General features: G+C 59.7%; 8 protein-coding genes. 3 read left to right on the top strand and 5 right to left on the bottom strand.

What is annotated here, in order from left to right; all coding sequences use genetic code 11:
* Positions 1–2: 2 nt before the first annotated feature.
* Complete coding sequence (locus tag ACP15V_RS01810; protein ID WP_424941973.1) at positions 3–626, bottom strand: hypothetical protein; 624 nt, start codon at positions 624–626, stop codon at positions 3–5.
* 208 nt (positions 627–834) lie between these two features.
* Here ACP15V_RS01810 and ACP15V_RS01805 point away from each other — a divergent pair, with 208 nt between their 5' ends.
* Positions 835–2,472: a SulP family inorganic anion transporter gene (locus ACP15V_RS01805; RefSeq protein WP_424941972.1), complete on the top strand. Its 1,638-nt coding sequence runs from the start codon at positions 835–837 to the stop codon at positions 2,470–2,472.
* 54 nt (positions 2,473–2,526) lie between these two features.
* Here ACP15V_RS01805 and ACP15V_RS01800 read toward each other — a convergent pair whose 3' ends face one another.
* Positions 2,527–3,132 carry a flavin reductase family protein gene (locus ACP15V_RS01800; protein WP_424941971.1) on the bottom strand — a complete coding sequence of 202 codons (606 nt, stop codon included), beginning with the start codon at positions 3,130–3,132 and terminating at the stop codon, positions 2,527–2,529.
* A gap of 129 nt (positions 3,133–3,261) precedes the next feature.
* Here ACP15V_RS01800 and ACP15V_RS01795 point away from each other — a divergent pair, with 129 nt between their 5' ends.
* Positions 3,262–3,750 carry a GNAT family N-acetyltransferase gene (locus ACP15V_RS01795; protein ID WP_424941970.1) on the top strand — a complete coding sequence of 163 codons (489 nt, stop codon included), beginning with the start codon at positions 3,262–3,264 and terminating at the stop codon, positions 3,748–3,750.
* Between the two features lie 243 nt (positions 3,751–3,993).
* Here the strand turns inward: ACP15V_RS01795 and ptsP are convergent, their stop codons facing one another.
* Entirely contained in the window at positions 3,994–6,267 is a 2,274-nt protein-coding gene (gene ptsP / locus ACP15V_RS01790) for a phosphoenolpyruvate--protein phosphotransferase (protein WP_424941969.1), read from the bottom strand.
* 494 nt (positions 6,268–6,761) lie between these two features.
* Here ptsP and cysK point away from each other — a divergent pair, with 494 nt between their 5' ends.
* Positions 6,762–7,835: a cysteine synthase A gene (gene cysK / locus ACP15V_RS01785; protein ID WP_424941968.1), complete on the top strand. Its 1,074-nt coding sequence runs from the start codon at positions 6,762–6,764 to the stop codon at positions 7,833–7,835.
* Positions 7,836–7,931: 96 nt separating this feature from the next.
* Here the strand turns inward: cysK and ACP15V_RS01780 are convergent, their stop codons facing one another.
* Both ACP15V_RS01780 and ACP15V_RS01775 read right to left on the bottom strand, forming a co-directional pair.
* Positions 7,932–10,034, bottom strand: a complete 2,103-nt coding sequence (locus ACP15V_RS01780; RefSeq protein ID WP_424941967.1) for a methyl-accepting chemotaxis protein — start codon at positions 10,032–10,034, stop codon at positions 7,932–7,934.
* A gap of 284 nt (positions 10,035–10,318) precedes the next feature.
* The gene (locus tag ACP15V_RS01775; protein WP_424941966.1) at positions 10,319–11,554 is read right to left on the bottom strand and encodes an aspartate kinase; all 1,236 of its coding nucleotides are present in this window, start codon (positions 11,552–11,554) and stop codon (positions 10,319–10,321) included.
* Positions 11,555–11,850: the final 296 nt, after the last annotated feature.

Genomic DNA, 11,850 nt, shown 5'->3' with positions numbered 1-11,850 from the left:
AATCAGCGGGTTAGGGAAATTGGGGGCAATTCTCTTGCTGTGGATTGCGTGTTGAAATCATCCAATGCGGCGGCGAACCCCTCCAAAGACCAGCGAAGCGATTGCACCGCCCCGTGCCGGTCACGAAAGTCAAAGGCAAATGTGCCGCCGGTGACCATCTCCGTCAGCAGCTCCAATGCGGCTTCGCCGTCAAACGCGCAGGAAACCCCGGTCAGGCAACCGGGGTGCCGCGTCGACCAGACCACGTCATCCACGCGCTCCAGTCTGAAATTTCCAGGCAGGAACAGGGTGCCGGGTTCAATGCCAAACTGCACGCTGACCCCATCCGCATTGGTGACAAACAGGAATTGCGCGGCAAAGGCAGGACGCGGGGAAAACACGTCTACATGTCTGATATAACACCGCTTTTCATGCGCCTCCCCGTCGCCGCGTTGATCGCAGACTGTGTCCCAGATCCCATGGGCCTGTTGATAGGTGACCACCCAGTTGGACGGGCGATCATTGCCATCGGCGTCCTGCGCAAATGTGATGACAGGTGTGATCAGCGGGACAATACACGCCAAAATCACAATGGGCACAAAGCGGATCACTGAAATTGCGCGGCAACAGGTATGGGGGTTGATCATGCAATCTCCGATCATCACCGATTGGCTGGGGAAACCTTGGCCTGCCCGATGGCTCACGGTCCAATCACATTGGGGCGAGACGGCTTGGGGTCACGGATGGCCATGGGGCAGGGACGGCAGAGCGGGTTTTCCCTCATCAGGGTTTCTTTTTTGCGTGAAACACATTAGGGAAGCACATCGCGAACACTCCCCTGACCTAGGTGACCCTATGCCCCGAGCTCTTCTGGCCCGTTATGCGGCCCGTATCGAACGCCCCGACCTGCGCCTGTCGCCCTCCGAGGCGCTGACGCCCGCGCGACTCAAGACAGAAATCCTGTCGGGCCTGACCGTGGCGCTCGCCCTGGTGCCAGAGGCCGTGGCCTTTGCTTTTGTGGCGGGCGTACACCCGCTGGTCGGCCTTTACGCGGCCTTCATGGTGGGGCTGATCACCGCGCTCATTGGCGGACGCCCGGGAATGATTTCGGGCGCCACCGGCGCGTTGGCCGTGGTGATGGTGGCCTTGGTGGCGGATCATGGGGTGGAATACCTTTTCGCCACCGTGGTCCTGATGGGGATCTTGCAGATCTTCGCAGGCGTGATGCATTGGGGCAAGTTTATCCGGCTGGTGCCGCACCCGGTGATGCTGGGCTTTGTGAACGGTCTGGCGATCGTGATTTTCCTCGCCCAGCTGACCCAGTTCAAACAGCCGGGCAACCCGGATGCCTGGCTTTCGGGCACGCAGCTTTACATGATGCTGGGCCTTGTCGGCCTGACCATGCTGATCATCTGGGGTCTGCCGAAGATCACCAATATCATCCCCGCACCCTTGGCCGGGATCGGCATTGTCGCCGGGGTGGTCATTGCCTTTGGCATCAATGTGCCCACCGTGGGCGACATGGCCTCGATCAAGGGCGGCCTGCCGTCCTTCCACTGGATGTTTGGCGAGGGCGAGGGGCTTTATGGCACGATGCTTGCGCCCTTCACGCTGGAAACCCTCTGGATCATCCTGCCCTACGCCGTGATCCTTGCGGCGATTGGCCTGATCGAGAGCCTTCTGACCCTGAACCTGGTGGGTGAAATGACCGGCCAGCGCGGCGGCGCGTCGCAGGAATGTATTGCGCAGGGCACCTCAAACGTGGTCACCGGCTTTTTCGGCGGCATGGGCGGCTGTGCGATGATCGGCCAGTCAATGATCAACGTGAAATCGGGCGGGCGCACCCGGATTGCCGGCATCGCCGCCGCGCTCTTCCTGCTGCTGTTCATCGTTGCCGCCTCCAGCTGGATTGAAATGATCCCGCTGGCCGCCTTGGTGGGCGTGATGTTCATGGTGGTGATCGGCACCTTCGCCTGGAACTCGATCCGCATCCTCACCAAAGTGCCGCGCCTGGATGCCTTTGTGATCATCCTTGTGACCGCCGTCACCGTCTATGAAGACCTTGCCGTGGCGGTTGTGGTGGGTGTTATTGTGTCCGCGCTGGCCTTTGCCTGGCAAAACGCGTCCCGCATTCACGCCCGCACCCGCGTGGATGATGATGGTCACCGCAAAGTCTATGAAATCGAAGGCCCGCTGTTCTTTGGTTCTGTCGAAGGGTTTCTGGAGCTGTTTGACGTGGCAAATGACCCCGAAGCCGTGGTGATCGAATTTGCCGAGAGCCGGGTGGTGGATCAATCCGCCCTGCAGGCGATCGAAGCCATTGCCACGAAATACGAGGCGGCGGGCAAGTCGATCCAGCTGCGCCACCTGTCGCGGGACTGTCACGAGTTGCTGACCAAAGCGGGCCACCTGATGGTCGACAGTGACGATGACCCGGATTACGAAATTGCGGCCGATTACTCGGTCAAGACCGGGATTTTGGGCGGGCATTAAGCGCCCCGAGGATATTCGAAAAGGGCGCCACCCGGCGCCCTTTTTCTTTGCGGTTCAATCATCCGGCCGCTTCAGCTCAAATTGATCACGCACCAGCGTGTAATTGCGGTATCCCATCCGCGCCAGCAGCCCCTTGGTGGTCGGATCAAAGATTCCGTCGGTCAGACAGTCATCGTTCAGATGCACGCCGATCACCTCGCCAAAACAGACCAAGTTTTCGTCGCCGGGCAGGCGGGTGATCTGGGTCAGCTTGCATTCCAACGCGGCAGGCGCATCGGCAATCCGCGCGCAATCGATCAATTCGCACGCGGTTTTCGCAAGCCCCGCGCGGGCAAACTCATCCACCTCGCGGCCATAAGCGCCGGAGCTCACGTTCATCGCATTTGTCATATTGTCACTGACAATATGCACGCAAAACACGCCGGTGGTGTTGATATTGTCCAAGCTGTCCTTGCCCAGATCCCGGTCTGCCTTGCCCGAGGTCGAGGCAAACATCACCTGCGGCGGATCATAGGCGACACCATTGAAGAAGGAATAGGGGGCCAGATTGTCCTGGCCCTCGGCGCTGCGGGTGGAAATCCAGGCAATCGGGCGCGGGGTGATCACCGCGTTGAACGGGTTGTGCGGCAGGCCGTGCCCGTTTTTTGGCTCGTAAAACATGCGCTTCTCTCTTTTCTCGGCGTCTTCCCCCTGCTAAGGCGTTTCGCCAGATTGTTCAAATCGGATAGTCTGAAAGCAGAGGAGCCGCCTGCATGATCGGGGGCGGTGGGCAGGAAGGGAAACGCGCGCGTGTACACGCTGTCGGTGGAACGTGAAGAAGACTGGTGGGAGGTCGAAGCCCTCTATGACACCTGCTTTGCGCCGGGGCGCGAGGCGCTGTCATCTTACCGGCTGCGTCACGGGGTGTCGCCGGTGCGGGGCCTGTCGCTGGTGGCACGTGATCCGGACGATATTCTGGCCGGGGCCATCCGGTTCTGGCCGGTGACGGTCTCGGGGCAGACGGCGCTTTTGCTTGGTCCTGTTGCGGTGCACCCGACCCGTCAGGGAGAGGGGCTGGGCGGGCTTTTGATGAATGGCAGCCTGGACAAGGCGCGACTAGATGGGTGGGAACGTGTCCTCCTGGTGGGGGATGCGCCCTATTATCGTCGGTTTGGGTTCCACCGTCTTGACGGTGTGATCATGCCGCCGCCCACCAACCCGGATCGGGTTTTGGGGCTCGAACTGGCTCCGGACGCGTGGCAGGGGCTGCGCGGATCTGTTGAAAAACACACCGGGTGAGGATCGGACAATATGGGATGGGTGCCCCAGAGGTGGGGGCTCTACCCGGTGCCGATAGGGATCCAGTCCCTTAAGCCGCTGTCGATTGCGCCAGATCTGGCCCAGCATCAACAGGGCGAGGCTTGCATCGATCATGGTCAGAAATTCCGCCATGTCACCCTCCGAGTCATCCTTGGCCAGGTCCAAGGGTGACGGGGTTTGGTGAACAAAAGCTTAACCCGCACCCTCGCGCGGGTCAGAAAGTCACTCGGCCTGGAAAGAATGGCGGTTGCGCGCAATCCAGTCGATCACCGTGCCGCGCACCGATTGTTCGCCCGACAGGCGCGCGTCATTGATATGGGCGCGCAGCTCTTGCAGATTGATCCGGCGGATCAGGCTTTTCACCGGGCCAATGGAAGCGGGTCGCATCGACAGTTGTTTCATGCCCAGGGCAGCAAAACAGGCCGCTTCAATCGGACGGCCCGCATCTTCGCCACAGAAACTGAGCGGCGTGCCCACCTCTTTGCAGCGATCGATGATCTGTTCGATCAGGTTCAGGAAGCTGACATTTAACGTGTCATAGCGCCGCCGCACCCGTTCGTTTTCCCGATCCGCCGCGTAGAAAAACTGCTTCAGGTCATTGCCGCCAATCGAAATAAAGTCCGCCATTTCAAAGAATTGACGAGGGGCGAACACCATGGATGGCGTTTCCAGCATCGCGCCGATTTCCAGTTTCTCTGGCAGGACATGGCCCAGCTTGCGTTCCCGCTCCACCTCGGCCAACAGCATTTCGCGCGCGTCGCGAAACTCGTCCAGCTGCGCGATAAACGGGAACATAACGGTCAGAGTGCGGCCATTTGCGGCCCGGATCATTGCCTGCAATTGCATCCGCATCACGCCGGGCTTGTCCAGCCCCACGCGAATGGCGCGCCAGCCAAGCGCCGGGTTCGGTTCGTCCAGCGGGTTCATATAGGGCAGCACCTTGTCCGACCCGATATCCAGCGTGCGAAAGACCAGCCGCTTGCCCTGCGCCGCGTCCATCACGCGCGCATAGGTGTCCACCAGCTCGCCCCGGCGCGGCACTTTGGACACGGTCAGGAATTGCAGCTCGGTGCGGAACAGTCCAACGCCCTCGGCGCCTGAGTTTTCCAGGCTGGGCAGGTCGGCCATCAGCCCCGCATTCATATGCAGTTTCACCTCGGTGCCACAAAGCCCCTTGGCAGGTTTGTTGCGCAGGCTGCGATAGCGTTCTTGCTGCTGCGCCTCCATCAACATCTTGTCACGAAACGCCCCAATGATGCTTTCCTCGGGGCGCAAATGGATGATGCCATGTTCGCCATCCACCAACACGTGGTCGCCGTTCAGCGCTTCGGTCGCCACATGGCCGGCCTGCACCACCAACGGGATCGCCCAAGAGCGGGCGACAATGGCCGCATGGCTGGCCACCGATCCTTCCTCAAGGATGATTCCGCGCAATCCGCGCCCATATTCCAACAACTCGCCCGGGCCAATATTGGTGGCAATCAGGATCGGGTTTTCCGGCATTTCCGCGCCAGTTTCCCGGCCCTGGCCCGTCAAAATTCTTAGCAGGCGGTTGGACAGGTCATCCAGATCATGCAGCCGTTCGCGCAGATAGGGGTCCGGGACCTGGTTCATCCGCGCCCGCGCCGCAGATTGTTCCTTTTCCACAGCCGCTTCAGCAGACAGGCCGCGGCGGATGTCTTCCTCCATCCGGCGCATCCAGCCCTTGGAATTGGCGAACATCCGGTAGGCCTCGAGCACCTGCATATGCTCTTTGTCCTTGCTGCCCACCCCGGTTTGCGCGGTTTCCAACAGCTCGTCCACTTTCAGGCGCAGCTCCTCCACCGCATCTTGCAGGCGACACAGTTCGGTGTCGGGGTCATCGGCCACCGGGTTGGTCACCACAACGCGTGGTTCATGCAACCAGACATGGCCTTCTGCCGCCCCTTCCTGTCCAATTTGACCCTGGAACGTGGCCGGGCGCTGGTGCAAGGCGGCCATGGCGGCCCCTTCCCCGACAAACGCCCCCAATTCGGTCATTTCGGCCAGCACCATGGCGACCACTTCCAGCCCGTACAGTTCATCTGCGGAAAATCTGCGCGCCACTTTTGACTGGATCACCAGCACGCCCAGGTTTTCCCCCAGCCGCTGGATCGGTGCCCCCAGGAAGCTGGAATAAATCTCTTCGCCGGTCTCGGGCATAAAGCGAAAGCCCTTTTCCGAAGGCGCATCACTGGTGTTTACCGGCGCGCGGGTCTTGGCCACGCGTCCCACCAACCCTTCGCCGATGCGCAGCCGCGTCTGGTGCACAGCTTCGGGGTTCAGGCCTTCCGTGGCGCAAAGCTCCAGCGTTTCACTGTCGCGAAACAGGTAGATCGAGCACACTTCGACCCCCAGGCTTTCGGCGATCAGGGTGGTGATCCGGTCCAGCCGTTCCTGCCCTTCGGACGCCGCCGCAAGGGTTTCTCGCAGCTTGACCAGCAGCTTGCGACTGTCGCTTTGTTGGCTTTCTGCCATCCCCGTGCCCCCCTGCACGCTTTACCCGTTCGGGTGTTGTTCTTGGCCCCGCGTGCGCGGCGCGGGCTGCGCCGAAATGGGCCGTATCCACGTTATGCGTTCTGCCTGCGTAACGCCAGAACACAATGCATCGATCGTCCGTCTGATCGGCATCATGCCGGGGAATGCCGCGCGACGCCAGTGAAATTCAACCATAGGGGGAGGGCGCGGCACATTTCCTCATATCGCGCAGTTTCAACGCACCTCATGGTGTGTCCCGCCTGAGGTTTATGCAAAAAATGAAACAGCGTGCGCCGCCTTGTGCGTCGCGGATCCCCGGTTTCACAGGGGTGAAAGCTGTCCCGGTGCCCCCCTGCCATTGGAACAAATCCGTGATATGGTTGTGGGATGCGGGAAAATGGTCTTTTCGGCTGCGTAAATCTGGTTCTTTCCAGAACATAGGCCTAAGTTCACTGCAATCACGATCCTGGCGGATCCAGTTAAGGACATTTCACATGGCTACCAGACAAACAGATGGGCGCGGCAAGCGCTATGACAGTATCCTTGAAACCGTGGGGGATACCCCGGTCGTCAAGATCAACCGGATTGCTCCGAAACACGTAAATATCTATGTGAAACTTGAGGCCGCCAATCCGGCGGGCTCGGTCAAGGACCGGTTGGCGCTGAATATCATCGAGGCCGCAGAGCGCGACGGCACCCTGAAACCCGGGCAAACCGTGGTCGAGGCCACCTCGGGCAACACCGGCATTGGCCTTGCCATGGTCTGCGCGGCCAAAGGCTATCCGCTGGTGGTCACCATGGCGGAAAGCTTCTCGGTGGAACGCCGCCGCCTGATGCGATTTCTGGGCGCAAAAGTGGTGCTGACCCCCAAGGAACTCAAGGGGTTTGGCATGTATTCCAAGGCCAAGGAGCTGGCCGAAGAGAATGGCTGGTTCCTGGCCAGCCAGTTCGAAACCTCGGCCAATGCGGATATCCATGAAAACACCACCGCACGCGAAATCCTGGCGGATTTTGAAGGGGAGAAGCTGGATTACTGGGTGACCGGGTATGGCACCGGTGGCACCGTGTCCGGGGTGTCGCGGGTGCTGCGCAAAGAACGCCCTGACACCAAGATCATTTTGGCGGAACCGGCCAATGCCGCGCTGATCAGCTCGGGCTATATCAACACCCGCAATGACCAGAACCAGCCCACCGAAGGCCACCCGGATTTCAATCCGCATCCGATTCAGGGCTGGACCCCGGATTTTATTCCCCATGTGCTGCAGGAAGTGTTGGACAATGGCGGGTATGACGCGCTTTTGAAAGTGCCGGGCCCAGATGGGATCCAGTGGTCACAACGTCTGGCCGCCGAAGAAGGCATCTTTGTCGGGATCTCGGCCGGGGCAACTTTTGCCGCAGCGATCAAAACCGCCGAGACCGCTCCGGAAGGCGCCAACATTCTTGTGATGCTGCCGGACACGGGCGAGCGTTACCTGTCCACGCCGCTGTTTGACGGCATCGCCGAAGGGATGAGCGAAGAGGAGATTGCGATTTCGCAATCTACTCCGACCGCGCAGATGGGCGATTAAACCCCTCCGACCAGACGTGACGTGGAAAAGCCCCGGTGCCGCCGCGCGCCGGGGCTTTTCCACGTCTGCTTCACATCGCGCATGTCGTCCCTGGCGTCAGGCTGCATCCTGCTGGGTTGCGGGGGATGTTTCGTCGCGGTCCATTCCCGAGGAAGTCATTTCCGAGGAAGAGGGGACTTTGAAGAAGCTGATCAACTCACGCAGATCAGACGCCTGCTGTGCCAGGGTGCGGGCCGCCTCGGCACTTTCGCCCACCAAGGCGGCTGTGCTTTGGGTGTCCTTGTCGATCTGCGTCACCGCCTGTGTCACCTCGTTGATGCCAACGGCCTGTTCCTGACAAGCGTTTGAAATACCTTTGATGTTCTCGACAGCCTTCTCAACGCCGGTTCCGATATCGGTAAGGGCTTCACCGCTGATCGTGACCTGTTTCGACCCTGTGCCCACCTCTTCGGAGCTTTTGGAAATCAGCGTGTTGATTTCCTGGGCGGAGTCCGCGGCCCGCTGGGCCAGGGCGCGCACTTCCGAGGCAACCACCGCAAACCCCCGACCGCTTTCCCCGGCACGGGCCGCTTCAACCCCCGCGTTCAGCGCGAGCAGGTTGGTTTGGAACGAGATACCGTCGATCACCTCGATCACCTTGCTGATCTTGCGGGTGCTTTCCTCGATGCGCCGCATGGCAGCCATCGTGTCTTCCACGATCGTCGCCCCTTTCTGGGCCTGCTCCGAGGCCAGACGGGTGGCCTCGGCGGCGGCTTCGGCGTTGGTTGCGGTGCCGGTAACCGAGGCTGACAGTTCCTCCATGGCGGCCGAGGTCTGTTCGACCGTGGCGGCCTGGCTTTCGCTGCGCGTGGCCAGATCATAAGCATTCGAGGCAATGGCATCCGAGTCGCGGGCAATGCTGTCGGCGGCGTCCTGGATACCGTGGATCAGCTGCTCCAACCGCTCCATCGTGGTGTTGTAAGCCTCTGCAATAGCGGTGAAATCTGCGTCCATATCTGTTGGAAGCCGGTCTGACAGCTTGCCTTCAGACAGGGAAAGTATCCTGTGGCGCACCTCTTCGATGGCCAGTTTCTTTGCGGTGATGTCTGTAGCAAATTTCACCACCTTGTAAGGTTTGCCATCCGGGTCCAATATCGGATTATAGGTCGCCTGGATCCAGATTTCCGCGCCGTCTTTTCGGACACGTCGGTATTCCCCGGAACTAAAGTTCCCCTGGCTCAGCTCTTTCCAGAATTCCTGATATTCGGGGCGTTGGGATTCTTCGGCATCCACAAAGATCCGGTGGTGTTTCCCCATCACCTCGTCCAGTGAATACCCCAATGCTCTCAGGAAGTTTTCATTTGCCGTCAGGATGTTGCCCTGAATGTCAAATTCGATGACCGCCTGCGATCGTGAAATGGCGTCCAGCTGGCCGGTGGCGTTCACCGCATCAAGTTTTGCTGCGGTGATGTCTGTGGCGAATTTGACGATCTTGAAGGGGCGACCATCTTCGTCAAAAATCGGATTATAGGTGGCTTGGATCCAAATCTCTCGCCCGCCTTTGGCAATGCGTTTGAATTCGCCACTGCGAAAGCCCCCTTTGGCCAGATCGGTCCAGAAGTCTTCGTAATCCGTGCTGCCAGCAAAGCTGGGGTCAATAAACATCCGATGATGCTTTCCCTGAATCTCTGACAGCTCATACCCCAAGGCGCTCAAGAAATTATCGTTTGCTGTCAGGATGTTGCCCTTAGTGTCAAATTCAACCACGGCCTGTGATCGCGACAGCGCATCCAGCTTGCCATGGGCTTCCAATGCGGCAAGGCGGGTTTCGGTGATATCAATGGCAAATTTGACGATCTTGACCGGATTGCCATCGGGATCGCAAACCGGATTATAGGATGCTTCAAGATAGATATCCCGATTTCCCTTCCCAATCCGGTGGAACTTGCCCTGATGGCGCTCCCCCTTGGCAAGCTTGGTCCAGAACGTCTTGTAATCAGGTTTTGCCACGTCAACAGGGCGCATGAACATTCGGTGATGCTGGCCTTTGATTTCGGCCAGCTCATACCCCACAGCGTCGAGAAAATTCTGATTTGCATCCAGAATGTTTCCCTCCAAGTCGAACCAGATGATGGCCTGAACATCATCTAAGACTTGTTGCAGGACCAAGGCGTCGGTCGCTTGGGCAGTATTTGTTCCATGACGTCTCAGGTTCAGCATCAAGCAGGTCTCCTTTTCATTCACCTGGGGAATCATCCCCGATGGCATGCACCTTCTTAGGTATAGGCTGACATTCGGTTAATTTTTGTTTCAGACGCCTCGCGGACCCGGTCCATTGCGTCGGCGCAGCCCGCTTGAGCCCCCAAACCAGGCCCCTTGCTGGGCCCTAAAAAGCGTTGCGGTTTTAACCTGACACAGGGGTAAACCGAACCGCTTTAGAGGGACAAAAAAAACCCCCGGCGACATGCCGAGGGTCTAGATCTTCGCCTGGTCAGATGCGCGCGCTACGCCTTCTCCAGCTCAAACGCATCATGCAGCGCCTGAACCGCCAGCTCCATGTATTTGCGGTCGATCAGCACGGAAATCTTGATCTCAGACGTGGTGATCACCTTGATGTTGATGCCCTCTTTCGACAGCACGTCAAACATTTTCGCGGCAACCCCGGTTTGCGAGCGCATGCCGATGCCAACAATCGAAACCTTCGCCACATCCGTATCTGCCACAACGTCGTGGAAATTGATGTCCCCCTTGTCCTTGGCCTCCTGCATCGCCTTTTCGGCGCGCGCGACCTGATCAACGGGGCACGAGAAGGTCATGTCGGTGCGACCCTCTTCGGAAATGTTCTGCACGATCATGTCCACATTGATCCCGGCCTCGGCCAGGGGGGTGAAGATCGCGGTGGCAATCCCGGGGCGGTCCGCCACCGAGATCAGGGTCATCTTTGCTTCGTCGCGCTGATAGGCGACACCGGATACGGCGTTCTGTTCCATGATTTCCTCCTCGTCGCAGACCAGCGTGCCTGCTTCCGGGTCATATTCTTCAAAGCTCGACAGGACGCGCAGCTTCACCTTATAGCGCATCGCCAGTTCAACAGACCGGGTCTGCAGCACTTTCGCCCCCAGGGACGCCAGCTCCAGCATCTCTTCAAAGGCGATCTTGTCCAGCTTGCGCGCCTTGTCGGAAATGCGCGGGTCTGTGGTGTAAACCCCGTCCACATCGGTATAAATGTCGCAACGCTCGGCCTCAAACGCAGCGGCAAAGGCCACGGCGGTGGTGTCCGATCCGCCACGCCCCAGCGTGGTGATCCGGCCCTCGGGGCTGATCCCCTGGAAGCCCGCCACAACGGCGACCTTCATACCCGCGCCAAACTTCTCGTTGATATTGTCGCTGGGGATCTCTTCGATCCGCGCCGAACTATGCGCGCTGGTGGTCTTGACCGGCACCTGCCAGCCCTGCCAGCTGCGCGCCGGGATGCCCATTTCCTGCAACCGCAGCGCCATCAGGCCCGCGGTCACGTTTTCGCCCGAGCTCACCACCGCGTCATATTCGCGTGCGTCATACAGGTGCGACGTGTCGCTGACCCAGCCCACAAGCTCGTTGGTCTTGCCCGACATGGCCGAGACAATGACAATCACGTCATAGCCATTGGCCACCTCACGCGCGACGCGTTTGGACGCCCGCGCGATCCGGTCCAGATTGGCCACCGACGTGCCGCCGAATTTCATCACCAGAGTTGGCATGGTTCCCCCATCCCTGTTTTTTCGTCCGGCATGTCTTACGCAGGGCAAAGGCAAAGAGCAAGGCGGGATCGAACCCACAAAGCCCCCCGAACGCAATAAAACCGGGGCAAATCCCCCTGGCGACGACAGATTGCTGCTCTGAGCGGGGCCGCGCGCGCCCTCCCGCGTCACCTTGCGCCCTGCCACCGGGTTCCACCGGCCCCTTTTTCTTGCCAGAAATACCTCGGGGTTCGGGGGCTTCCCGGAATTGACCCGGGAGGCCAATTCGCCGATGAACGGGCGGAGCTATGCGCAGG

The organism is Aliiroseovarius crassostreae (assembly GCF_049803815.1).
Taxonomy (GTDB): Bacteria; Pseudomonadota; Alphaproteobacteria; order Rhodobacterales; family Rhodobacteraceae; genus Aliiroseovarius; species Aliiroseovarius crassostreae_A.
Note: the sequence above shows the minus strand (reverse complement) of the source record. Positions and strands in the feature narration are given on the sequence as shown.